General features: G+C 68.8%; 25 protein-coding genes. 13 read left to right on the forward strand and 12 right to left on the reverse strand.

Features of this window, described 5'->3' with window-relative positions:
- Positions 1–94: 94 nt before the first annotated feature.
- Both ACZ5BU_RS11520 and ACZ5BU_RS11525 read left to right on the forward strand, forming a co-directional pair.
- Positions 95–322: a ribbon-helix-helix protein, CopG family gene (locus ACZ5BU_RS11520; protein WP_465697830.1), complete on the forward strand. Its 228-nt coding sequence runs from the start codon at positions 95–97 to the stop codon at positions 320–322.
- On the forward strand, positions 322–1401 hold the full coding sequence (locus ACZ5BU_RS11525; protein ID WP_465697832.1) for a Clp protease N-terminal domain-containing protein: 1080 nt from the start codon (positions 322–324) through the stop codon (positions 1399–1401). Before ACZ5BU_RS11520 ends, ACZ5BU_RS11525 begins: the two co-directional genes overlap by 1 nt.
- An 11-nt stretch (positions 1402–1412) precedes the next feature.
- Here ACZ5BU_RS11525 and ACZ5BU_RS11530 read toward each other — a convergent pair whose 3' ends face one another.
- Positions 1413–2282 carry a polyphosphate kinase 2 family protein gene (locus ACZ5BU_RS11530; RefSeq protein ID WP_465697834.1) on the reverse strand — a complete coding sequence of 290 codons (870 nt, stop codon included), beginning with the start codon at positions 2280–2282 and terminating at the stop codon, positions 1413–1415.
- A 4-nt stretch (positions 2283–2286) separates the two neighbouring features.
- Complete coding sequence (zapE, locus tag ACZ5BU_RS11535) at positions 2287–3348, reverse strand: cell division protein ZapE (RefSeq protein WP_465699244.1); 1062 nt, start codon at positions 3346–3348, stop codon at positions 2287–2289.
- A gap of 47 nt (positions 3349–3395) precedes the next feature.
- Here zapE and ACZ5BU_RS11540 point away from each other — a divergent pair, with 47 nt between their 5' ends.
- From ACZ5BU_RS11540 to ACZ5BU_RS11555, 4 genes are all read left to right on the forward strand, one after another.
- Entirely contained in the window at positions 3396–4337 is a 942-nt protein-coding gene (locus ACZ5BU_RS11540; RefSeq protein WP_465697835.1) for an aldo/keto reductase, read from the forward strand.
- Positions 4334–5701 carry a GH1 family beta-glucosidase gene (locus ACZ5BU_RS11545; RefSeq protein WP_465697837.1) on the forward strand — a complete coding sequence of 456 codons (1368 nt, stop codon included), beginning with the start codon at positions 4334–4336 and terminating at the stop codon, positions 5699–5701. Before ACZ5BU_RS11540 ends, ACZ5BU_RS11545 begins: the two co-directional genes overlap by 4 nt.
- 175 nt (positions 5702–5876) lie before the next feature.
- On the forward strand, positions 5877–6851 hold the full coding sequence (locus tag ACZ5BU_RS11550) for a zinc-binding dehydrogenase (protein ID WP_465697839.1): 975 nt from the start codon (positions 5877–5879) through the stop codon (positions 6849–6851).
- A 186-nt stretch (positions 6852–7037) separates the two neighbouring features.
- Positions 7038–8030, forward strand: coding sequence for a LysR family transcriptional regulator (locus tag ACZ5BU_RS11555; protein ID WP_465697841.1), 993 nt, complete (start codon positions 7038–7040; stop codon positions 8028–8030).
- 17 nt (positions 8031–8047) lie between these two features.
- Here the strand turns inward: ACZ5BU_RS11555 and ACZ5BU_RS11560 are convergent, their stop codons facing one another.
- The 4 genes from ACZ5BU_RS11560 to ACZ5BU_RS11575 are packed head-to-tail and all read right to left on the reverse strand — an operon-like array spanning position 8048 to position 9842.
- Positions 8048–8383, reverse strand: coding sequence for a YnfA family protein (locus ACZ5BU_RS11560; protein WP_465697843.1), 336 nt, complete (start codon positions 8381–8383; stop codon positions 8048–8050).
- Complete coding sequence (locus ACZ5BU_RS11565) at positions 8380–8844, reverse strand: MerR family transcriptional regulator (protein ID WP_465697845.1); 465 nt, start codon at positions 8842–8844, stop codon at positions 8380–8382. The genes ACZ5BU_RS11560 and ACZ5BU_RS11565 overlap by 4 nt, the downstream gene beginning before the upstream one ends.
- Entirely contained in the window at positions 8841–9137 is a 297-nt protein-coding gene (locus tag ACZ5BU_RS11570; RefSeq protein ID WP_465697847.1) for a hypothetical protein, read from the reverse strand. The genes ACZ5BU_RS11565 and ACZ5BU_RS11570 overlap by 4 nt, the downstream gene beginning before the upstream one ends.
- A 42-nt stretch (positions 9138–9179) precedes the next feature.
- On the reverse strand, positions 9180–9842 hold the full coding sequence (locus tag ACZ5BU_RS11575) for an FHA domain-containing protein (RefSeq protein ID WP_465697849.1): 663 nt from the start codon (positions 9840–9842) through the stop codon (positions 9180–9182).
- Positions 9843–9915: 73 nt separating this feature from the next.
- On the opposite strand from ACZ5BU_RS11575, the gene ACZ5BU_RS11580 reads away from it, so the two are divergent.
- From ACZ5BU_RS11580 to ACZ5BU_RS11590, 3 genes are all read left to right on the forward strand, one after another.
- Positions 9916–10992, forward strand: a complete 1077-nt coding sequence (locus tag ACZ5BU_RS11580) for an ATP-dependent DNA ligase (protein WP_465697851.1) — start codon at positions 9916–9918, stop codon at positions 10990–10992.
- Entirely contained in the window at positions 10992–11747 is a 756-nt protein-coding gene (gene uppS / locus ACZ5BU_RS11585) for a polyprenyl diphosphate synthase (RefSeq protein ID WP_465697853.1), read from the forward strand. Before ACZ5BU_RS11580 ends, uppS begins: the two co-directional genes overlap by 1 nt.
- Positions 11748–11809: 62 nt before the next feature.
- Positions 11810–12325, forward strand: a complete 516-nt coding sequence (locus ACZ5BU_RS11590) for a hypothetical protein (RefSeq protein ID WP_465697855.1) — start codon at positions 11810–11812, stop codon at positions 12323–12325.
- Between the two features lie 7 nt (positions 12326–12332).
- Here the strand turns inward: ACZ5BU_RS11590 and ACZ5BU_RS11595 are convergent, their stop codons facing one another.
- Positions 12333–14207 carry an ABC transporter ATP-binding protein gene (locus tag ACZ5BU_RS11595; RefSeq protein ID WP_465699246.1) on the reverse strand — a complete coding sequence of 625 codons (1875 nt, stop codon included), beginning with the start codon at positions 14205–14207 and terminating at the stop codon, positions 12333–12335.
- Between the two features lie 142 nt (positions 14208–14349).
- On the opposite strand from ACZ5BU_RS11595, the gene ACZ5BU_RS11600 reads away from it, so the two are divergent.
- The 3 genes from ACZ5BU_RS11600 to ACZ5BU_RS11610 are packed head-to-tail and all read left to right on the forward strand — an operon-like array spanning position 14350 to position 15559.
- Complete coding sequence (locus ACZ5BU_RS11600) at positions 14350–14790, forward strand: SRPBCC domain-containing protein (RefSeq protein WP_465697857.1); 441 nt, start codon at positions 14350–14352, stop codon at positions 14788–14790.
- On the forward strand, positions 14787–15122 hold the full coding sequence (locus ACZ5BU_RS11605; RefSeq protein WP_465697859.1) for an ArsR/SmtB family transcription factor: 336 nt from the start codon (positions 14787–14789) through the stop codon (positions 15120–15122). The genes ACZ5BU_RS11600 and ACZ5BU_RS11605 overlap by 4 nt, the downstream gene beginning before the upstream one ends.
- Positions 15119–15559: an SRPBCC family protein gene (locus ACZ5BU_RS11610; RefSeq protein ID WP_465697861.1), complete on the forward strand. Its 441-nt coding sequence runs from the start codon at positions 15119–15121 to the stop codon at positions 15557–15559. The genes ACZ5BU_RS11605 and ACZ5BU_RS11610 overlap by 4 nt, the downstream gene beginning before the upstream one ends.
- Here the strand turns inward: ACZ5BU_RS11610 and ACZ5BU_RS11615 are convergent.
- Both ACZ5BU_RS11615 and abc-f read right to left on the reverse strand, forming a co-directional pair.
- Positions 15556–16320 carry an enoyl-CoA hydratase/isomerase family protein gene (locus ACZ5BU_RS11615; RefSeq protein WP_465697862.1) on the reverse strand — a complete coding sequence of 255 codons (765 nt, stop codon included), beginning with the start codon at positions 16318–16320 and terminating at the stop codon, positions 15556–15558. The two genes, ACZ5BU_RS11610 and ACZ5BU_RS11615, sit on opposite strands and share 4 nt — an antisense overlap.
- A gap of 24 nt (positions 16321–16344) precedes the next feature.
- Positions 16345–17943, reverse strand: coding sequence for a ribosomal protection-like ABC-F family protein (gene abc-f, locus ACZ5BU_RS11620; protein WP_465697864.1), 1599 nt, complete (start codon positions 17941–17943; stop codon positions 16345–16347).
- A gap of 65 nt (positions 17944–18008) precedes the next feature.
- On the opposite strand from abc-f, the gene ypfJ reads away from it, so the two are divergent.
- On the forward strand, positions 18009–18911 hold the full coding sequence (gene ypfJ / locus ACZ5BU_RS11625) for a KPN_02809 family neutral zinc metallopeptidase (RefSeq protein WP_465697866.1): 903 nt from the start codon (positions 18009–18011) through the stop codon (positions 18909–18911).
- A gap of 60 nt (positions 18912–18971) precedes the next feature.
- Here the strand turns inward: ypfJ and ACZ5BU_RS11630 are convergent, their stop codons facing one another.
- The 3 genes from ACZ5BU_RS11630 to ACZ5BU_RS11640 form a co-directional block, all read right to left on the reverse strand.
- Positions 18972–21998 carry a hypothetical protein gene (locus tag ACZ5BU_RS11630; RefSeq protein ID WP_465697868.1) on the reverse strand — a complete coding sequence of 1009 codons (3027 nt, stop codon included), beginning with the start codon at positions 21996–21998 and terminating at the stop codon, positions 18972–18974.
- Positions 21999–22019: 21 nt separating this feature from the next.
- Positions 22020–22952 (reverse strand): hypothetical protein, encoded by a 933-nt coding sequence (locus ACZ5BU_RS11635; RefSeq protein ID WP_465697870.1) that lies wholly within the window; start codon positions 22950–22952, stop codon positions 22020–22022.
- Positions 22953–23060: 108 nt separating this feature from the next.
- Positions 23061–23705, reverse strand: a complete 645-nt coding sequence (locus ACZ5BU_RS11640) for a hypothetical protein (protein ID WP_465697872.1) — start codon at positions 23703–23705, stop codon at positions 23061–23063.

The following is a 23705-nucleotide window of genomic DNA, read 5'->3' on the forward strand; positions in this document are numbered from 1 at the left end:
AGCCCGACCGTAGATCCAGGGCACTGCCGGCGGGAGACTCTGGCGTTCCGGGTACTGCCAGTACCTCCATGGCTAGCGTGATATCTTGATATCTATGGCGAAGGACGTGACCAAGAACATCCTGTTGCGGCTCGATCCGGAGTTGGCCGATCGGCTGCAGACAGTGGCTTCCGTGGAGGGGCGATCGGTGTCGGACGTTGCGCGGGAGGCGATCGCGGCGCTGGTGGATCAGCGGCGGCAGGACGCGCAGTTCAGTCAGCTGCTCGAGGAGAACCTGAGCCGCCACGAGGAATCACTTCGCCGGCTGCGTGGAGACGACTGATGCGATACCTCGGCCGGTACGACGTCCTCGCCGTCGCCGCGCGCGTGCTGCGGTGTGCGTCGGACGACGTCGTCCGCCGGTCGGACCTGGACGCGATCGACCGCGTGCTGGCCGCCGTACGCCGTACCAGCGGGCTCGCCGAGTCGGCCGGGGCGTTACTCGCGGGGCTGGTGCGGGAGCGGCCGTTCGACGGCGCGAACCGGGTGGTGGCGGTCGCGGTCGTGCTGCAGTTCGTCTCGCTGAACCGTGCCGAGCTGCAACTTGAACCGGTGCGTGACGTCGACGAGCTGCTCGACCGGATCGCGGCTGGTGCCGCTGGCGACGCGGAGGCGGCGACGTTCGTCCGGAGCCGGCTCGAGCATCACCCGGTGACGGCGGAAGACCTGCAGGAGCACCTGAAGATCGAGCTGCTGCTCGAGGACGTCGTTCAGGATTTGTGGAGCGGAGATCCGATGTACGAACAGTTCAGCGAGGAAGCCCGGCGGGTCATCGTGCTGGCGCAGGAGGAGGCCCGCGGCCTCGACCACGTGTACATCGGCACCGAGCATCTCCTCCTCGGCGTGATCGTTGAAGGATCGGGTGTTGCGGCGCGGGTGCTGGCCGACCTGGGGATCACCGCCCCGGCGGTGCGGGATCTGGTCGTGGAGATCATCGGCCGTGGGAAGAGCGGTGCGACCGCGGGCTCGATCCCGTTCACGCCGCGGGCGAAGAGCACGTTCGAGTTCGCGTGGGGCGAGGCACGGGCGCGCGGCGCCGAGCAGGTCGGGGCGGAGCACCTACTGCTCGGTGTACTGCACGACAGCGACGGAGTCGGCGCCCAAATCATCACCAAGCTGGCCGAGAGCACCGACCAGGTACGCCGCCAGCTCGAGCAGCAGACCAGCAGGTACCACCGCCTGGAGTCCGTCATCACGAGCGCGTTCGCCGACGACGCCGGCACAACGTGGCCGACGTACGGCCGGCGACATCACCTGATCGCCGAGCTCAACGCCGTCCTGGACGAGAACGAACGCCTGCACGAGCAGGTCGCGAAGCTGCGCGAGATCCTGCGCCGCCACGGACTCGACCCAGATGCCTGACCGCGAAACGGTCAGGTCGCCGCGAGGCGCTTCTTCTCCTTCGCCACGTCGAAGTCCGCGGCCGGCCACTGCGGGTCCAGCTCCTTCAGCGTCTCCAGCAGGATCGTGGTGACGGCCCAGTTGCGGTACCACTTGCGGTCGCTCGGGATCACGTACCACGGCGCGTCCGGCGTGTTACAGCGCTCGATCGCCGCGTGGTACGCGTCCATGTAGTCCGGCCACAGCCGGCGTTCGTCGACGTCGCCCGGGTTGTACTTCCAGTGCTTGGTCGGGTCGTCGAGACGCGCCTCGAGGCGGGCCCGCTGCTCCTCGGGCGAGATGTGCAGGTAGCACTTGACGGTCGTCACGCCGCTCGCGGTCAGCTCCGCCTCGAACTCGTTGATCTGGTCGTAGCGCCGGGTCCACACGTTCGGCGTGACCAGTTCACGGACGCGGGCGATCAGTACGTCCTCGTAGTGCGACCGGTCGAAGATGCCGATCATCCCGGCGCCCGGTACGGCCTGCCGGATCCGCCACAGGAACCCGCGGCGCTTCTCGGCCGGCGTCGGCGCCTTGAACGAGGTGATCTTCAGGCCCTGCGGATCCATCAGCCCCGCACCGTGCCGGATCACCCCGCCCTTGCCGGACGTGTCCATCCCTTGCAGCACCAGCAGGATCCGCCGCTCTCCACCGGTACGTCCCTCGGCGAACAACCGCTCCTGCCAGTCCGACACCTCGGCGCCGAGCGCCTCCAGCGCGACCTTGCCGTCGTCCTTCGTACCGGAGAACCCGGCCGTCGACCGCGTGTCGTACTTCGTCAGGTCCACCTCGCCGGTCGGTACCCGCAACAGCTCGCGCAGTCCCCCGTCGGCAGCGTCCTGGCCCTTCTTCTGCTTCGCCATTCACTCATCCTGCCTCATCCACCGTCGGGTCCGGCGCGTTTGTGCTGGCGTGTGTTTCACAAGCTGCGGCGCGGGCCAGCGCGATCAACCGCGACAGCGCACGGAGGTACTTCTTGCGGTAGCCGCCCTTGAGCATGTCCTTCGAGAACAGCTGGTCGAGTGGTACGCCGCCGGCGAGGAGCGGGAGATTGCGGTCGTACATGCGGTCGGCGAGCACCACTGTGCGGAGCGCGACGTTCTCGTCGGTCAACGGCCGTACGTCGGTGATCGCGACCGTCTCGACCCCGTCCAGGAGGGCGCCGTACTTGCTCGGGTGCAGCTCGGCCAGATGCCGGTGCAGGTCGACGAAATGGTCGCACGAGGCGTTCGGGCGTACGGCTGCCTCCTGCTGGACCTTCTCGTCCGGCCACGGGTCCGGCGCGGACGGCAGGCCGCGGTGCCGGTAGTCCGGCCCGTCCACCCGGCGTACGTCGAACCGGGCGGCGAGCGCCTGGATCTCCCTCAGGAAGTCGACTGCCTGGAACCGCCCTTCGCCGAGCTTGTCCGGCAGGGTGTTCGAGGTGGCCGCGAACTCGACGCCGGCGTCTGCCAGTTGGGCCAGCAGGCGGGAGATCAGCATGGTGTCGCCGGGGTCGTCGAGTTCGAACTCGTCTATGCAGAGCAGGCGGTAGGACGAGAGCTTCTCGACTGCCGTACGGAGGCCCAGCGCGCCTACCAGGTTCGTCAGTTCGACGAAGGTGCAGTACATCTTCGGGCCGGCAGCCTCGTGCCATAGCGAGGCGAGGAGGTGGGTCTTGCCGACTCCGAACCCGCCGTCGAGATAGACGCCCGGTTTGTCCGGGACCGGGGAGGATGGACGGAGGCGGGACCAGAACGACGGGGTTCGCCTGGGGGCGGCCAAGTGGTTCGCGCGCTCCTGCAGTCCGGCCAGCGCCTCGGCTTGTGACGGTTCGTCCGGGTCCGGGCGGTACGTGTTGAACCGGACGTCCGCGAACCGCGGCGGCGGAACGCACTCCGACAGCAGCCGATCCGGACTCACCTCCGGCCATCGCTCACTCAACCGCACCACCATGGCCCCAACCCTACAAAGCCGCGCAGCCTAGCCTTCAACGTATGACCAACAACTGGCTCCGTCCGCTCGGCGGCACCGGCCTGACCGTCTCGGCCGTCTGCGCCGGCGGCAGCGGTATCGCGGGCATGCCCGCCGTCTTCGGGTACGACGTCACCGCGCAGGAGGCGGTCGACCTGGTCCTGCGGGTGTTCGACAGCCCGCTGACCTGGATCGACACCTCGAACGGGTACGGCGACGGCACCAGCGAGACCCGGATCGGCCAGGCGATCCGCGAGTACGGCGGCCTCCCTGACGGCTTTCTGGTAGCAACCAAGGTGGACGCTCGAGATGGTGACTACTCAGGTGCGAGGGTCCGTGCGAGTGTTGCCGAGAGCAAGGAACGGCTCGGGCTGGACGACCTTCCGCTGGTCTACCTGCACGACCCGGAGTTCCACGACTTCGACTACATGCGGGACGCGGTCGATACGTTGATGCAGCTGCGCGCCGACGGCGAGATCGGGCACGTCGGCCTGGCGGGTGGCGACACCCGGGAGCTGTCGCGGTACCTCGACCTCGGCGGTTTCGAAGTACTGCTCGTGCACAACCGGTGGAGCCTGGTCGACCACTCCGCGCTTGGCATTTTCGAGCGGGCGCGAGCAGAGGGCATCGCGGTCGTCAACGCGGCGATCTACGGCGGCGGGATCCTGGCGAACCCGGGCGGCGCGACGAAGTACGCCTACCGCGAGGCGCCGCCCGGCCTGCTCGAGGCCGTGGCGGAGATGTCCGCGGCCTGCCGCGAGTACGGCGTCGAGCTCGCGACCGCCGCGCTGCGGCACTCCATCGACGACCCGGGGATCGCCGGAACGGTCGTCGGGATCACCAAGCCGGCCCGCGTCGACGCGCTGCTGGCCGCCCGCGATGCGGACCTCCCGGACGAACTGCTTAACCGGTTAGCTAGCCTGCTTCCGGACAAGCAGTACTGGGTGGAGAAGGAGACGACGTGACGAACGGCTTCCCGAGCGGGTTCACCTGGGGCGCGGCGACCGCGTCGTACCAGGTCGAGGGTGCGGTCTCGGCGGACGGCCGCGGGCCGAGCATCTGGGACACGTTCGCGCACACCCCAGGCCGGATCTCCGACGGTACGAACGGCGACGTCGCCGTCGACCACTACCACCGTTTCGCCGAGGACATCCGGCTGCTGGCGGACCTCGGGCTGAACGCGTACCGGTTCTCGATCGCCTGGCCGCGGATCATGCCGGACGGCGTGGTGAACCCGGCCGGCCTGGACTTCTACCGGCGGCTGGCGGAGGCGTGCCTGGCGAACGGCGTGACCCCGTACGCGACGCTCTACCACTGGGACCTGCCACAGCCGCTCGAGGATGCCGGCGGCTGGCTTGTCCGCGATACGGCCGAGCGGTTCCGCGACTACGCCGTGGTTGTGCACGACGGGTTGTCGGACGTCGTCAAGCACTGGATCACGCTGAACGAGCCGTGGTGCTCGGCCTTCCTCGGGTACGGGAACGGGGAGCACGCGCCGGGGCGGACCGTCGGCGCGGACGCGTTGAAGGCGGCGCACCACCTGCTGCTCGGGCACGGGCTGGCGCTGGACGCGATCCGCCCTGCGGGTTCGACGGGTTCGGCGGGTTCGACGTACGGCATCGCGCTGAACCCGGCGCCGATCCATCCCGCGTCCGACTCCCCCGCCGACCGCGACGCCGCGCGGCGGATCGACGGCCTGCGGAACCGGCTGTTCTTGGAACCGCTGCTGTCGGGGCAGTACCCGGCCGACGTACTGGAAGACACCGGGATGACGGAGTGGTTCGCGGCGCAGGAGGCGGACCTGCCGTTGATCGGGGCACCGCTCGACTTCCTCGGCGTGAACTACTACTGCCCGACCACGGTCGCCGCGCCGGACGGGCCGATCTCGACGCCCGGGCCGTCGCCGCAACCCGGCAGCGAGAACGTCGTTGCCGTCGACACCGGTCTGCCGAAGACCCAGATGGGCTGGCCGATCCAGGCCTCCGGACTGCGCGACATCCTGGTCGCGATCAACAAGCTCGCACCCGGGCTGCCGTTGTACGTGACCGAGAACGGGTCGGCGTACCCGGATGTCGTCACCGCGGACGGCGAGGTCGAGGACGACGAGCGGCTCGACTACCTGCGGCAACACGTTGCCGTGTGCAAGGACCTCGTGGGCGAAGGGTTCCCGCTGAAGGGGTACTTCGCGTGGTCGCTGCTCGACAACTTCGAGTGGGCCTGGGGCTACAGCCGTCGCTTCGGGATCGTGTACGTCGACTACGCGACCCAGCAGCGCATCGTGAAGAAGAGCGGCCGCTGGTTGCAGAACTTCCTCGGCGCGGACGTGTGACACTCACCAACCCGCGGCGTGTCGCGCGGTTGATGATTGCTGGACGTCCAGGCCATCACAATCGTGCCGATGGCACGCATCCCCGCGGGGTAACGCGGCGGCGAGTCGATCGTGATGGCCTGGCGGTCCGCGGTTGTTGACCTCAACTCATGTTGAGGTTCTAGCGTTTCCCGGTGTGAAAGCGATCAGACTGCACGCATTCGGCCCGGCGGAGAACCTCGTCTACGAGGACGTGCCCGACCCGACCCCGTCCACCGGCACGGTCCTCGTCGACGTCGAGGCGGCGGGGGTCCACCTCGTCGACACGATGATCCGGGCCGGCTCCACCGGCGACAGCCCGATCCCGGTGCCGTCGTTGCCGACCATCCCGGGACGTGAGATCGCGGGCCGGGTGTCCGCGGTCGGCCCGGACGTGGACCCGTTGTGGATCGGCAAGCGCGTCGTCGTACACCTCGGCATGGTCCCCGGCGGCTACGCCGAACGCGCCGTCGCCAAGGTCGAGTCCCTCTACGAGTTGCCGGATCACGTCGACGCCGCCCAGGCCGTCGCCGCCATCGGCACCGGCCGCACCACCGCCGGCATCCTCCAGCAAGCACGCCTCACGATGGAAGACGTCGTACTCATCACCTCCGCCGCCGGCGGAATCGGCAGCTACCTGATCCAGGCCGCCCGCAACGTCGGCGCCGTCGCCATCGGCCTCGCCGGCGGCCCGGAGAAGGTAGAACTCGTCCGCTCCCTCGGAGCGCAGTACGCCGTCGACTACCGCAACCCGGACTGGCCGCAGATCCTGAAGGACGCCTTGGGCGACCAGGAGATCACCGTCCTCCTCGACGGCGTTGGCGGCCCCAACGGCCAACAAGCCTTCGGCTTACTCTCCCCCGGCGCCCGAGCCCTCCTCTTCGGCTGGTCCGGCGGCGGCCCGATCGAGTTCACCCACAAAGACCTGATGGCCCGAGGACTGACCGTCGGCTGGGCCTTGGGCGCGAAGATGGCCCGCCAACTCCGCACCCTGGAAGCCGCCGCCCTGGAAGAAACCACCAGCGGCCGGTGGCAGGCCCTGACAACGGTCTTCCCGCTGTCCGACGCAGCAGCGGCCCACCGCGCGCTCGAGAACCGAGAGACAACCGGCAAGGTCGTCCTCACCACCTGAACCCCGGAGCCACCCTGGTGGATGCGGCTCCGGGGTCCGGCACTGCGGTGTCAGCCGGCGAAGTCGCTGTACATGTCGCTCACAGGACCGTTCCTCTCGTCGATGGGCGGGGCGGTACGCCATGCCAGAACATTGACACCGGTACGTGATGGCTGTGATATCCCAGCAGGGCATAACGTTCCCGCTATGGAGCTCGAACTACGGCATCTGCGGGCCGTCTGCCGACTCGCGGACACCGGCAGCGTCTCCAAGGCCGCGGCCAGCCTCGGTGTCTCGCAGCCGTCACTGACCGCGCAGTTGCGCCGGATCGAGGGCGCCATCGGCGGGCCGCTGTTCGAGCGAGGTACGCACGGCGTGGTGGCAACGCCGCTCGGGCGGCACGTGCTCATCCGGGCGCGGGCGATGCTCTCCGACATGGACGAGCTGATCGGGTCGAGTCGGCGCTACACGTCCGGGTCCGGGCCGCTGCGGCTCGGGTCCGTGCGGACGGTGATGTTCGGGGAGTGGTTGTCCCGGGTCGAGGAGGCGCTGCCGGCGCGGGAGATCAGTACGCAGGTCGATCCGTCGTGCGCCGTACTCACGGAACTACTGGCGGCGGACGTACTGGACATCGTCCTGCTCGGCCGCTGCGACGACGCGCACGCGCCGCCGTGCCCGCAGGGCGTACGGGAGCAGACGATGGTGTTCCCGGAGCCGTTCGCGGTCGTGCTCCCCGCCGACCACCGGCTGGCCGATGCCGACGAGGTCGCACTGGCGGACCTCGCGGACGACGTGTGGATCTCCCCACCCGCCGGGAAGGAGGACGGCGACCTCGCCTATCTGCGCGACGCGTGCGAACAGGCCGGCTTCGTTCCCGACTTCCGGTACGCCAACCTCGACACCACCGAGATCGAACAACTCATCGGCGCCGGCCGCGGCGTGAGCCTGTGCGCACCGACGGTCCGCGACCTCCCCCGTACGGTCGTCAAGCCGCTGTCCGGCCAGCCCCTGCTGTGGCGCCGGGCCCTCCGCTACCGCTCCGACACCGTGGACCAGCAAACCGTCGACGCCATCCACCAAGCCTTCGTCACCACCTACCGCCACACCATCACCACCAACACCGCCACCCGCCCCTGGTGGCCCACCCGCCCCGAAGCCCACCCCGCCATCATCGACCCCGGCCAACCAACTTCAGCTTGAGCCGTGACCGGCACATGTCAGGTGCCTCGGGGGGCGTACATGATGACGGCTACGCCGAGGAGGCATAGGGCGGCTCCGGTGAGGTCGTAGCGGTCGGGTTTGAAGTGGTCGATGAGCATGCCCCAGGCGAGGGAGCCGGCTACGAAGATGCCGCCGTACGCGGCGAGGATGCGGCCGAAGTTGGGGTCGGGCTGGAAGGTGGCGACGAAGCCGTAGGCGCCTAGGGCAACTATTCCGCCGGCGATCCAGAGCACACCGCGGTGTTCCCGCCAGCCCTGCCAGATCAGCCAGGCGCCGCCGATCTCCGCGATGGCGGCCAGCACGAAGAGCAGGATGGACCGCAGTACCGTCACCGGCCACCGCCGCGGCGCGACGGGATCAGTACGGATCTCGTGCGCTCGCCGGTCACGCCGAGGCTGGTGAACGGGAGGGGGCAGTCGGGGTCAGCTGCGCAGGTCTCCAGGTCGTCGCAGCCGGCGGTGATGCCGGCGCGTAGTGTTTCGGCGATGACCGTGAGGTCGGCGAGCTTTGCTTCCACGTCCGCCAGTTTCTCCCGGGCGCGTGTCTGGAGTCCGGCTCCCTCGCCGCGCCGGTGCCGATGTCGCGCGGTGTCGAGGAGCTCGGACACCTCGGCGAGCGTGAAGCCGAGGCGCTGGGCCGCCTTGATGACGCGCAAGGTGGTGACGACTTCGGCCGGGTAGATGCGGTGCCCGCCGAGGCTGCGGCTGGGTTGGTCGAGCAGGCCGCGGCGTTCGTAGTACCTGAGGGTTTGCAGGTTCACGCCGGCGGCGGCTGCTACTTCGCTGGGTTTCATAGCCGGGCCGTCAGGCCGTCCAGTACGGCGGTGTGTGCGGGTGGGACTGTGATGCGGAGGTTGAGCGCGCCCGTAAGGCTGAAGGTGAAGGACGAGCAGCAGGCTGACTCGCGGGCGATGAGGTCCATAGCGGTGGCGTGTGCAACGGGATCGAGCGTCAGGTCGAGGGTCCGGTCGTCGACGCGGTTCGCTCGCCGGAGGTACGTCGCGAAGAGCTGATCGAACTCGGCCAGCCGCAGCGGTTGCTCGGCCGTAGGGAGGGTGCAGGCGTCCGGTACCCAGGTTTCGTCCATGAGTCGACGGTAAACCCGTACCGAAGTACCGGATGCAAGTCGTTACGGCTCGTACGTCAGCGTGAAGACGACCGCGCCGAAGCTGACCCGGTCGCCCGGGCGGACGTGGACCGTGGTGGTGATCCGCCGGTCGTTCACGCAGGTGCCGTTCATCGAGCCGAGGTCGCGGAGCATCCAGCCGTCGTCCACGTACCGCAACTCGGCGTGGCACCGCGACACGGTCTCGTCCCCGAGCCGGAGGGTCGCCCCCGGCCCACGCCCCACCCGTACGGTCGACGACCCAGGCGCGGGCAACGCAAGGGCGGGCGCGGGCGGAGCCGGCACCTCCCGAACGAGGCTCAGCCGAGGCACCGCATCGACCCAAGACCGCCGACGCCCACCGGACGCCCGGCGGGCATCCAGCGCGCCACTCGGAGTCGGCCCGCGATGAGCGTCCTCGGCACCACTAAGCCGGCGTGTGAAGGAGAGCCGTGGGAGCTTTGATCGGACAGTCCGGATCCACGAACCGAAGCGGGATTCGCCGGTGGGAAGGTCGCGCAGGACGTCGGCCAGTTCGCCGTTGGTGCGGGCCCGGAGTACGACGTTCATCCGCCGGACGAACGTGTCGTGGGACAGGCGGCCGGAGCCGGCGCCGTCGCGGAGTACGGCCAGGGCACGGTCACGCTCCGCGTCCGACGGACGCGTACCCACCCCGATCGTGCTCATACAGGCATTGTCCGAGGCGACTCGGGCAGCTGTCCACCTGGGAAGTGTCCGTGGGGTGGGACACAATGACGGGATGCGACTGCCTGTGATGCCGCCGGTCAAGCCGATGCTCGCCAAGCCGGTGAAGGAGATCCCGCGCGGGGCGATGTCCTACGAGCCGAAGTGGGACGGGTTCCGGTCGATCATCTTCCGCGACGGCGACGAGGTGGAGATCGGCAGCCGGAACGAGAAGCCGATGACGCGGTACTTCCCCGAGCTGGTCGAGGCGGTGAAGGCGAACCTGCCGGAGCGCTGCGCGATCGACGGCGAGATCATCGTGATCGGCGCGTCCGGCGACCGGCTCGACTTCGAGGTGCTGCAGCAGCGCATCCACCCGGCCGCGAGCCGGGTGAACATGCTCTCCGAGAAGACCCCGGCCCGGTTCGTCGCGTTCGACCTGCTGGCGCTCGGCGACGACGACTACACCGAGCGCCCCTTCAGCGAACGCCGTACGGCGCTGCTCGACGCGCTGGCGAACGTCAAGGAGCCGATCCACGTCACGCCCGCGACCGCTGACCACGACACCGCGGCGCAGTGGTTCGAGCAGTTCGAGGGCGCCGGCCTGGACGGCCTGATAGCGAAGCCGCTGGACGGGCTGTACATCCCGGACAAGCGGACGATGTTCAAGATCAAGCCGGAACGTACGGCGGACTGCGTCGTCGCCGGGTACCGCCTGCACAAGTCCGGCCCGGACCGGATCGGCTCGCTGCTGCTCGGGCTGTACAACGACGACGGCACGCTGGCCAGCGTCGGCGTGATCGGCGCGTTCCCGATGGAGCGCCGCAAGGAGCTGTTCGAGGAGATGCAGCCGCTGGTCACGACGTTCGACGAGCACCCGTGGGCGTGGGCGAAGCAGGAGGAAGGCGTCCGTACGCCGCGGAACGCCGAAGGCAGCCGCTGGCAGGCGGGCAAGGACCTGTCGTTCACACCGCTGCGCCCGGAGCTGGTCGTCGAGGTCCGGTACGACCACATGGAAGGCATCCGCTTCCGGCACACCGCCCAGTTCGTCCGCTGGCGCCCGGACCGCACGCCGGAGTCCTGCACGTACGAGCAACTGGAGGAGCCGGTGAAGTTCGACCTGGCCGACGTCCTCTCCAGCGCCCAACGCTGATGCTGTACTCGCTCTACACGCGCAGGCTCCGGCGCCAGCTCAAAGGCCTGCCCAAACCGAGCCATGTCGCGATCGTGATGGACGGCAACCGGCGCTGGGCTCGCGGCGCCGGGTACGACGACGTACGCGTCGGTCATCGCTTCGGGGCGAAGCACCTGGAGCAGTTCCTGCAGTGGAGCGCGGACGCCGGGATCACCTGCGTCACCGCGTGGGTCGCGTCGGCCGACAACATGCGCAAACGCGATTCGGCCGAGGTCGACTACCTCATGGAGCTGACCGAGAGCGTGCTGGCCGAGCACGTACGGCGCGACCACCGCTGGCGGCTGCAGGTCGCGGGCCAGTTGGATTTGTTGCCCGATTCAACGGCTCGGGCGTTGAAGGAGGCCGTCGAGCTCAGCCGGGATCGTGACGCCGGTGACCTGACGCTTGCGATCGGCTACTCGGGGCGGCTCGAGGTAGTGGACGCCGTACGCGCGGTTCTGGACGACGCCGCGGCGGACGGGCGGTCGCTCGAGGAGGTGGCGGACGCGCTCAGCGAGGAGGAGATCGGGCGGCACTTGTACGTTCCGGGTCTGCCCGACCCCGAGCTCGTCATCCGGACCAGCGGCGAGCTGCGGATGTCGGACTTCCTGCTGTGGCAGGCGACCCGGTCGGACATCGAGTTCTGCGACCTGTACTGGCCCGCGTTCCGCGAGGTGGACCTGCTCCGCGCGCTCCGCACGTACGGAAGACGGAGACTGCAACGATTCAGTTGAATACTTTCTCCGCAGACCGGGGCACTATGGACGCATACCGACTGGTAAGCGGAGGTGGCGCGATGTACGACGTCGTACTGCTTGTCGAACAGGAACTGTCCGAGCCGGACGCGAGACGGGTCGTCGAACTTCACCAGGACATGCCCGAGCCGGTCAAGTACCACGTGCTCGTGCCGTGCCACAACGCGGAAGCCGGTGTCGAGGCGTCGATCAGCGCGCTCGGTACGGCGGACCTCTACGGCCCGGGCCTCGCCGGGCAGCGGCAGGACCTGGCGGAGGCGCAGAAGGCGATCGACACCGAGGCCAAGGGCTGCAGCGGACGCAGCGTGCAGCGGCTCCGTGACCTCGGGCAGAACGCCGAGGGCGGCATCTCGCACGACCGGCCGATCGACGCGCTGGTCGCGACCGTCCAGCACGTGCACGGTCAGGAGGTCATCATCCTGACCCGGCCGCACATCGTCGCCGAGTTCTTCCATCTGGACTGGACCAACTCGGCGCGCCGGCACCTCGGCGTCCCCGTGCTGCACCTGCTGGAGTACGAGTCGCGGACCAGCGCTGGAGCAGAACCACGCAAGTGAGAACAGATCAGACACCTGCAGCTGTACCGGATTCCTTGAACTGCGTGTGGTACAGATCGGCGTACTCGCCACCCAAGGCGAGCAGCTGATCGTGCGTGCCGCGCTCGATGATGTTGCCGTGGTCAACGACCAGGATCAGGTCCGCGTTCCGCACCGTTGACAGCCGGTGCGCGATCACCAGCGACGTCCGGCCTTCGAGCGCGGTGTCCAGCGCCCGCTGGACGGCGACCTCGGACTCGGAGTCCAGGTGCGCGGTCGCCTCGTCGAGGACCACGATCTTCGGTGCCTTGAGCAACAACCGGGCGATCGCGAGTCGTTGCCGTTCGCCACCGGACAGCCGGTGCCCGCGATCGCCGACCACCGTGTCCAGCCCGTCCGGCAGCCCCGACACCAGCTCCCAGATCTGCGCGGCCTTCAACGCCGCCACCATCTCTTCCTCGAGAGCTTCCGGCTTGGCGTACAGCAGGTTCGCGCGGATCGTGTCATGGAACATGTGCGCGTCCTGCGTCACGTACCCGATCGTGTCGTGCAGCGACTGCAGAGTGACCCCGCGAACGTCGTGCCCGCCGATACGCACCTCTCCCCCGGTCACGTCGTACAAGCGAGCCACAAGGTTGGTGATGGTGGTCTTGCCGGCGCCGGACGGGCCTACCAGCGCGATCATCTGGCCGGGCTCCACGACGAAGCTCACGTCGTCGAGCACCTGCGCCGACGCCCGCTTGTCCAACACCGCCACCGACTCGAGGCTGGCCAGTGAGACCTGCTCGGCGGTCGGATACGCGAACGCGACATGGTCGAACTCCACGCTCGCCGCGTCGTCCGGCAGCGGCTCCGCGTCGGGCGCGTCCTTGATCATCGGCTCCAGGTCGAGCACCTCGAAGACGCGCTCGAACGACACGAGCGCGGTCATCACGTCGACACGTACGTTCGACAGCGCGGTCAGCGGGCCGTACAACCGGCCGAGCAGAGCGACGAGCGCGAGCAGCGTGCCGACGGTCAACGTCTGGCGGACGGCCAGGTTGCCGCCCACGCCGTACACCAAGGCCGTCGCGAGCGCCGCGACCAGCGTGAGCGCCGTGAAGAACACCCGGCCGAGCATCGCGATCCGGATCCCCAGGTCGCGAACCCGTCCGGCGCGTTCGCCGAAGTCGCGCTCCTCCAGCGCCGGGTGCCCGAACAGCGTGACCAGCAGCGCGCCGCTGACGCTGAACCGCTCGGTCATCGCGGACGACATCTCGGCGTTCAGGTTCATCTGCTCGCGGGTCATCGCGGCCAGCCGGCGGCCGAGAATGCGGGCCGGGATCAGGAAGACCGGCAGCAGCAGGATCGCGACCACGGTCAGCTGCCAGCTCAGCGCGAGCATCGCCCCGACCACGAGGATCAGGCTGATGATGTTCGAGACGACGCCGGACAGCGTGCTGGTGAAGGCCTGCTGGGCGCCGATCACGTCGTTGTTGAGGCGCGACACGAGCGCACCGGTCTGCGTCCGGGTGAAGAACGCGACCGGCATCCGCTGGACGTGCGCGTACACCTTCGTCCGCAGGTCGTAGATCAGTCCCTCACCGATCCGCGCCGAGAACGACCGCTGCACCAGGCCGAGCACCGCCTCCACAACGGCGAGCAGCGCGACCACCAGCGCCAGCGCGGTCACCAGGCCCGCGTTCCCCTTGGTGATGCCGTCGTCGACGATCTTCTTGAACAGCAGCGGCGACGCGATCACCAGGAACGCGGACAGGATCACCAGCACCAGGAACGCGGTGATCTGCCACCGGAACGGGCGCGCGAACTTCAGGATCCGCCGCACCGTGCCCTTCGCCAGCTTGCGCCCGACGATCGACGCGTCCTGACGCCGCCAGCCGGCCGCGGCCATCCCACCCATCATCGACATACTGCCGCCTCTCTTCGTACTGCATCTTCTCAACAGCCGGGGACAGAACACACTTCCCGCAACTTTTGGTTGCGCATCCGGCCGGACCTGGTCTACAGTCATGAGCAACCAAAGGTTGCGAAAGGAATGAGGGGCCATGAGCAGGAGCATCGAGCGGGAGATTCGGGTCGAGGCGGCGCCGGAGGTCGTCTACGAGGTGGTCAGCTCGCCCGAGCACCTGCGCGAGTGGTGGCCGGACGAGGCCGACCTCAAGCCGGTCACCGGCACTACCGGAACGATCGGCTTCAAGCGGGACGACGGCATGATGACCGTCGCGCTCACCGTGGTCGAGGCCCAGCCGCCGCGCCGGTTCGCGTTCCGCTGGGACTACGAGGGCGAGACCGCGACCCCGGAGAACTCGGTGCTGGTGACGTTCGACCTGGTCCCGGTCGACGGCGGCACACTGCTCCGGTTCGCCGAGACCGGGTACGACGAGGCCGCCAAGTCCGACGCGGTACTCGCGGACCACACCGAGGGCTGGGACTACTTCCTGCCCCGGATCGCGCCGTACGTGGCCCGGCTGGCCGCCAGGCCGTGATCGACGACGAGCTCTGGTCGGCGATCGGCGACCCGACCAGACGGCGGATGCTCGACCTGCTGCTCGCGGACGGCGGCGGTACGGCGACCAGTCTCAGCGAGCGGCTTCCGGTCACCCGGCAGGCGGTCGCCAAACATCTCGGCGTGCTCGAACGCGCCGGGCTCGCGCACTCCGCGCCGTCCGGCCGGGAACGCCGCTACACCGTGGACGAGGCACGCCTCGCCCACGCCATCGACCAGCTGTTCGACGTCACCCAGACCTGGGACCGGCGGCTGCAGCGCATCAAGCGGATCGCCGAGGCGATCGGGAAAACAGAGAGGCAAGAACCATGAGCGACATTCTGCACAGAGTCGGCATCATCGCACCGACCAAGGACGTGTACGACGCCCTGACCACGATCGACGGGCTGGCCGGCTGGTGGACCGAGGACACCAAGGGCGACGTCGACGGCGTGATCGAGTTCCGTTTCGCCAGCGCGGGCGGCGACGGGTTCGACATGAAGGTGCTGGAGACCTCACCCGAACTGGTCCGCTGGGAGGTCGTTGGTGGACCCGACGAATGGATCGGTACCCAGGTCAGCTTCACGCTGTCCCGGGCCGACGAGTACACGATCGTCCTGTTCAAGCAGGAGGGCTGGCGGGAGCAGGTCGAGTTCATGTACCACTGCAGCACCAAGTGGGCGACGTTCCTGATGAGCCTCAAGCAGTACGTCGAAACCGGCAAGGGCGAACCCGCGCCGAACGACGTACTCGTCAGCAACTGGCACTAGCCGAAGGCGGCGATCAGCTCCTTCAGGCGCCGGGCCTGTGCGGAACGCTCCGCCTTGAGCTGATCGTCGTACGAGCGGTCCGCGGCGCCGAGGAGCAAAGCCTTGGTCTCGCGGATCGCTCCGGGCAGCGGGGTCAGCAGCGCGTCGGTCAGGTCCTTCACCGTCGCGGCCAGCTCGTCGACCGGTACGACGATGTTCGCCAGGCCGAGCTCCTTCGCCTCGTCCGCCTCCACCCAGCGGGTGGTCGCGCAGATCTCCAGCGCCCGCGCATAGCCGACGAGTTCGACGAGCGGCTTGGTACCACCGAGGTCCGGGACCAGACCGAGCGCGGGCTCGCGCATGCTGAACCGGGCGTCCGGCGTGACGACCCGCAGGTCGCAGGCCAGCGCGAGCTGGAAGCCGGCGCCGACCGCGTGGCCCTGGACTGCCGCGATGCTGACGATCTCGGGCTTCCGCAGCCAGGAGAAGCCGCTCTGGAAGTGCGCGATGAGCTCGTCCAGCTCGTCGGCAGGCTTCGCGCCGAGGCTGAGCAGGGGCTCCTCGCCGAGGTCGTTGTCACCCATGATCAGCCGGCGGTCCAGCCCGGCCGAGAACGACTGCCCCTCCCCCGACACGACGACCACCCGGACCTCGGACGGCAGCGCCGTACCGAAGTCCGCCAGCTCGGCCCACATCGCCGGCGTCTGGGCGTTGCGCACCTCAGGACGATCCAGCACCACCCGGGCCACTGGCCCGTCCACCGTCAGTCGCAGACCTGTCATGCCGTGGATATTACTCACAAGTAGTCAGGCGAGCGAGACCAGGTCGGCGTAGTCGTTCGTCCAGAGGTCCTCGACACCGTCCGGGAGCAGGACGACGCGCTCCGGCTCGAGGGCCTCGACGGCGCCCTCGTCGTGGGTGACCAGGACGATCGCGCCGGCGTACGAGCGGATCGCGTTCAGCACCTCCGCGCGGGACGCCGGGTCGAGGTTGTTGGTCGGCTCGTCGAGGAGCAGGACGTTCGCCGCGGACACGACCAGGGTCGCCAGCGCGAGCCGGGTCTTCTCGCCACCCGAGAGCACGCGGGCGGGCTTGTCGGCGTCGTCGCCGGTGAACAGGAACGAGCCGAGGACGCTGCGCGCCTGGGTCTCGTTCAGGTCCGGGGCGGCGGACTTCATGTTCTCCAGCACGGTCCGGTTGACGTCGAGCGTCTCGTGCTCCTGCGCGTAGTACCCGAGTTTGAGGCCGTGGCCGTCGATGATCTCGCCGGTGTCGGCCTTCTCGATCCCGCCGAGGATCCGCAGCAGCGTGGTCTTGCCGGCGCCGTTCAGCCCGAGTACGACGACGCGCGAGCCCTTGTCGATGGCCAGGTCGACGTCGGTGAAGATCTCGAGCGAGCCGTACGACTTCGACAGTTCCCGCGCCATCAGCGGCGTCTTGCCGCACGGAGCCGGTGTCGGGAACGCGATCTTCGCGACGCGGTCCGCCTGGCGGGTGTCCTCCAGCGACGACATCAACTGCTCGGCGCGGCGCAGCATCTGCTGGGCGGCGGTCGCCTTGGTCGCCTTGGCGCGCATCTTGTTCGCCTGGTCGACGAGCTGCGTGGCCTTCTTCTCGGCGTTCGCCCGTTCGCGTTTGCGGCGGCGCTCGTCGGTTTCGCGCTGGTTCAGGTAGGCCTTCCAGCCGACGTTGTAGATGTCGATCTCGGCGCGGTTCGCGTCCAGGTGGAAGACCCGGGTGACGGTCTGCTCGAGCAGGTTCACGTCGTGGCTGATCATGATCACACCACCGGCGTACGACTTCAGGAAGTCGCGCAGCCAGATGATCGAGTCGGCGTCCAGGTGGTTGGTCGGCTCGTCCAGCAGCAGCGTCTCGGCCTGCGCGAACAGGATCCGGGCCAGCTCGACCCGGCGGCGCTGACCACCCGAGAGCGTCGACAGCGGCTGGCCGAGGACGCGGTCCGGCAGGCCGAGGTTCGCGGCGATCCGGGCCGCCTCGGACTCCGCCGCGTACCCACCGGCGGCGTGCAGGTCGGCCTCGGCGCGCTCGTACCGCCGCATGCCCTTGGCGCGGGTCTTCTCGTCGGTGCTGCCCATCGACTTCTCGGCCGAGCGCAGCCGCCGTACGACGTCGTCCAGCCCGCGGGCGGACAGGATCCGGTCCCGGGCGAGTACGTCGAGGTCGCCGGTGCGCGGGTCCTGCGGCAGGTAGCCGATCTCGCCCGAGGACGTCACCGACCCGCTGGCCGGCAGGCCCTCACCGGCGAGGATCTTGGTCAGTGTGGTCTTGCCGGCCCCGTTGCGCCCGACCAGCCCGACCTTGTCGCCGGGACCGACCCGGAACGACGCGGGCGCGAGCAGTTGGCGAGCACCGACACGAACCTCGAGATTGGAAACAGTGATCATCGGGGTTCGCAGGGGTCCTTACGCTTGGCGGTACTGGCGGGCTTGGCTGCTCTAGTGTAAGTGCCGTGAAATTCAATCCGGACGCGGATCTCGACACCAGTGGCGTCGAGGACACCCGCGGTAGTGGTGGTGGCGGCCGCAGTGGGCTGCCGTCCGGGGTGATCCCGGTCGGTGGCGGTATCGGCGGCATCATCCTGCTGGTCGTGATCCTGCTGCTGTCCGGTGGCCTGCCAGGCGGAGGTGGCAGCGACCAACCGGCGACGCAGAACACGGCGACGGGCAGCCTGAGCAACTGCAAGAAGGGCTCCGACCTGCAGTCGAACTCGGACTGCCGGTTCGTCTTCTACCAGAACTCGATCCAGAGCTTCTGGGCCACCGAACTCCCCCGGCGCGGCAAGAAGTACACGCCGGCCGCGATGCGGGTCTTCGACGGCTCGGTGAACACCGGCTGCGGCCCGGCGACCAGCGCGGTCGGCCCGTTCTACTGCCCGCCGGACATGCGGGTGTACCTGGACCTCGGCTTCTTCCAGACCCTGCAGACCGACCTCGGCGCGCGCGGCGGCGAGTTCGCCGAGGCGTACGTCGTGGCGCACGAGTACGGGCACCACATCCAGAACCTGTACGGCATCCTCGACCGGATCAAGACCCGGAACGGCCCCACCTCGGACTCGGTCCGTTCCGAACTCCAGGCCGACTGCCTGGCCGGCGTCTGGACCAACCACGCCACCACGGTCCCGAACAAGAGCGGCCAGCCGCTCATCACCGACCTCACCCAGGACGACATCGCCCGCGGCCTCGACGCCGCCGCCTCCGTCGGCGACGACCGCATCCAGCAGAAGACCCAGGGCCAGGTAACCCCGGAATCCTTCAGCCACGGCACCGCCGCCCAACGCATGAAGTGGTTCAAGACCGGCATGGACTCCGGCGACCTGACCGCCTGCGACACCTGGTCCGCCCGCACCCTCTAGAACACACAAAGAACCGCCCTGCACTCGCGCATTGAGTGCAGGGCGGTTGTCGTTTGCGCGTCAGGCAACCTGGGCGGGGCGGTGGTAGCCGGGGAGGAGTTCGTCGACGAGGGCGTCGGTTTCGGCTTCGGGGCCGCGGGGGCCGCCGTGTTTGGTCAGGGCGGCGTACATCTGGCCGGCGACGTTGGTGACGTCGGCCGTCGTACCGAAGTGGGCCGCGAGGCGGAGGGTGGCGCGCCACAGTTCCTCCGAGGCCGGCGAGAAGCTCAGGCCGGTCTGCAGCGCCGTCCGGGCGAGGTTGCCGTCGTTGTGGCCGAGCGACGCCTCGGCGAGCCGCAGGGCGGCGTCGACGACGGCCTCGACCATCCGGCGCTCGATCCCGGACGCGGCGAGCCATGAGTAGCGGCCGCCGGGCAGGTTCGACCAGGCGGGACCGTGCACCAGGCTGAGCGCCGTCGACAGCGGTCCGCGCGGGTCGTCCACCATCGACGCCTGCTTGGCCAGCGTACGGAACACGTCCCAGTCGACCCGGACCACGCTGCGGTTCAGCATCCAGCGGCCGGACTCGTCGGCGTACATCGCGTCCACACCGACCCACCGGCGGGTGTGCTCGAGCGCGGCGTCGCGCAGCTCCGGGCTGATGCCGCGCGGCCAGATCGCACCGGCGAGCACGTTCGGGTGCACGCCGTAGTCCTGGCTGGCCAGGAACGCAACGATCTCCGTCGACAGCGCGATCCGGCCCTCGTCGATCGTCCCGCGGGCGTCGACCTCGACCGGGCCGAGCAGGTCGACCTCGACCGGCGCCGGCTGACTCAGGTCCATGGCCGAGTACTCGTACGCCGGCATGTCCTGCTCCGAGCGGCGCTTGTCCCGGGCGTCCGCCTCGGCCGCGTCGAACAGCTGGACCAGGTCCGCGAACTGCTCCGGGTTGACGCTGTGCGCGTCGACCTCGAGACCGAGCAACCGGCAGACGGCCTGGTTCTTCTCGTCCACGACGAACCGCCACGGCGAGTTGAGTACGTCGCCGACCACGACCACGGAGATGCACCGCTTGGCGTCCGCGGCCAGCCGGTTCAGCTGGTCCTGCTCCTCCGGCGACGGCGGCGCGGACAGGAAGATGATCTCCGCGCCCCACAGCGCCGCGTCCGGATGCGTCATCCGGGCCTCGGCGACCGAGTTCGTGTTCCGCCGCTGGCAGGCCTGGACCTGCGCCTCGGTACGGCGGACGACCTCGGCCATCGCGTCGTCGAGCCGGACCCAGTAGCTCAGCCGGGCCGGCGCCAGCGAGGACAGGTCGTCACCGAACCCGACCATGCTGATGTGCGCGCCCTCCGACCACAGGTTGGTCGCCAGCTCGACGGCCAGCGAACCGACCACGTCGCGGGAGGCGTTCGTGACGCCCCCGAACGCGACGATCCCGTTCGCGGTGTCGACGTCGATCAGTACCGTCGCACCGTCCGCGTTCTGACCGACGGTGACCAGCGTCGGGTACGGCGCCGGCGCGTTCACCTCGGCGTTCGGAGCGTACGCGCGCCGCAGCGTCCAGCGGGTGCCTTCGGCCATCGCTTGCCACGGACCGGGCGGGGCGGGCTGCGCCTCGTACGGGTCCAGGACCAGGGTCAGCGCCCGGTCGGTCACCAGCGCGGCGACCACCTTCGGCATCGGTCGGCTCAGCTGCGTCATGTCCGCGCCGAGCTTGCGCAGCGCGTTGTCCACGAACTGCGCAGTCGGTACGTCGGCCGCCAGCCGCAGGTCGATCTCGGTCTGCCGCTGGCCGGCCGCCTTCGGGCCGGGGCCCTGCGCCCATCCGCGGCGCCGCTTCAGCGCCAGCGCCAGACCGGCGGCGAGCAGCGTCGCACCGAAGCCGAAGATACCGGCCTCCTGCAGGCTGATGCCGCTGTGCGCCTCGACCGGCACCGCCACCGGCACCTGGGTGCCACCGCCGGCCGGCTCGCCCTGCTCGTTCGTCCCGGCACCCGGAACGTGCGGCTCGGCAATCACGTTCGGCCAGGTCGGCTTGGCGTTCTTCGCGCCCGGGTCCGTCGTCGAGCTGACGATGCCCAGCGAGGAACCCTTCTCGGTGCCCTGCTCCGAGAACCGCCCCGGCCCGGTGGTGGTCTTCGTACCGGTCTTGTGGTCGACCGTGACCTTCGGCTTCGTGACGGTCTTCGTCTCGGTCGTCTTGGTCTCGGTCGTCCTGGTGGTCGTCTTGGTCTCGGTGGTGGACATCGTGGTGTGGTCGCCGACGCTCACCCGGACCGTGTGCACCCCCGGGCCCTTGGCGTCGGCCGGGAGCCGCACCTGCCAGCCCGGCATGATCAGGTCCGGGTTGGTCAGCCGGCGGCCGTCCGGCTGCAGCTTGTTCTTGTTGAGGTCGTAGATCTCCTTGTACCGGCGGCCGTCGCCGAGGTGCCGCTCCGCGATGTCCCAGAGGCAGTCGTAGTTCCGGCCGTGCGGCGGACGGACCTCGGTGTACTTGATGACCTGACCCTTGTGGTCGTGGTTCGTCCGTACGCCGGTCGTCGTCTTCTTCGCCTGCTGGTTGTTGCCGGTGAGGATCGTGCTGGACGCCTCGGTCTGGCGGAACTGCGAGGCCGCCGAGTCTCCGCTGCCGTGCCGCGCGGTCACCGCGGTGGGAGCGGCCGGGCCGCTCGTCGTCACCGCGCTCGCGACGGGCAGGCTGACGCCCGCTCCGGCCGCGATCAGTACGACGGTACCGATCAGCCGGCGGGCCAGTGCCTGCGAGCCGCCGCCGAGCGGGACCCGTGGGGAAAGGCCGTGGCCGCGGACCTCCGCGACCGCCTCCGCGATCAGGCAGATCACGAAGTGCAGCCAGGCGATCCAGATGAAGAACGCGATGATGCCCAGCACCGTCTCGATGCTCAGCTCGCTGAACAGCATGCTCTTGCTGGGCATCTTGTCCGGCCACGGCGTACCGAAGAACCGCAGCAGCACGTACGGCACCCCGCCGACGATCGCGAGGATCGCGAGCAGCGCGACGAAGCCCTTCAGCCGGTCCGCGCCCGGACTCCCCGACCGCCGCTGCGGCAACCGCGCCGCCTGCACCGGATCATTGGTCCTTACCATCGCTCCTCCATACCCCCACCATCAGCCACCGATGGCCTCAACTTCCTGCACAGGAAGCCGCTGCACGGCGTGAACGTCCGCCTTACCGATCGAGTGCCAGCCGTTTTGGTCCTTACCGATCCAGTACGAAACTTCCCACGTGATCGTCAGCTTGACCGTGTACATCCCGTCGGGCTGACTTGCGCTGGACTTGGTGTAGATGTGCTTGCATGGGTTCACCTGGTTGTACGGATCCTTTGTCTGGTCGTACCCGGTCGGGTCGTCCAGCGGAGTCACACCGGTCTTGCACTTGAACGGCGCGGTCCCGTCTCCGGGATCAATCGTCAACTCGACGACCATTCCGCGCATGGTCAGGTTGTGCCCGGGGCTGAAGTAGCTGCTCGTCGTACCGTCGGTCTCGTAGACCTCGGAGCTATACGGCGTCAGCGTGAAGTACGCCGGGACATTTACCCGCGGGGTGTAGGTCGGCATGATCTGCAGCGCCGGGTCTCGGTATTTCGTCTGAAACCGATACCAGAAAGCCTTCATGTAGTCCGGGAACGGACACTGCGCTTCCTCAGCAGCGTCGACTGGCATGTAAGCGCGCTCGAGATGGGCCTTGTCGCCGCCGTTGTAGGTGTCCAGGTTGTAGTCGGTGATTGTGACCCGGAGTACCCACTTCTTGCCGTCCGGCGCCTTGGGCAGGTTGATGCCCGGCGGGATGTCGAAGTCACGGCACGGCACGAACGGCCTACCCGCGAGACGCGTCCTCCAGGTCGGGGGCGGTGAGCCGTCACCGAGGTACGGCTCGCCGGAGCTGCAGTACGAGCCGAAGCCGACCGAGTTCATGTACATGGTGCAGACAGAGTTGCCGGTGACGACGGTATCCGCGGACGCCGTGGTGGCAGGGGCGACGAGGAGCAGTGCCAGTACGGCGCTCAAGGCGAGCAATGTGCGGGCTACCCGGTTGTGCATCCTCACTCCCCAGACTCGTCTTCCCGCAGATTATCTTCGACCAGGGGCATCATGCCCGTTGCCCAGTACCCCGTCACCTCTTCGCAACCTGAATTTCCGGGTTCCGATCTAGGCCGGATAGTGCACGCCTGCACAGTTCACGCCCTTGCTCGTCGCCAGCCGGTACGGCAGCCAGCCCATGCCGGTCTGCACCATCTCGATCACCTCGGGTGACCCCTTCGGCGTCACGACGGTCCAGTTCCGCGCCTTCGGATCCCAGTACTGGGTGGTCTGCGAGCGGCAGGTCTGGACCGCGACGGTGCCGTCTTTGGTGCTGTGTGCACCGACGACGACCACGCTCCCCGGCGGCTTCATCACCCAGCCGTTCCGCTTCGCGTCGACGATCCCCTGGGTCACGTCCGCGTAGAAGAACGACGGGAAGCGCTGCTTCAGGATCGTGTCGTCGCGGTCGACGAGGGCCTTGAAGTAGAGCGGATAGCTGGTCACGAGACCTTGGACGGCGGGGTTGGAGGCGAAGTTCCCGGCGACCACGATGACCTGTTTCGCGGTGGGCGCGGACGGCTGCGTGGTGGTGGCGGGTTCGGTCGGGGCGCTGGTCGGTTGGCTCGGGTCCGCGGACGGGGTGCTCGCGGACGCCGTCGGACCGGAGTCGCCGCCGGCCGGAACCGGGAGGCTGCCGTCGTTCGAGTCCTTGCCGCAGGCACTCAGCAGGAGAACACCGGCCAACACAACAGGAATGGCAAACCTACGCAC

The sequence above is a fragment of the Kribbella sp. NPDC031520 genome, from assembly GCF_055580825.1.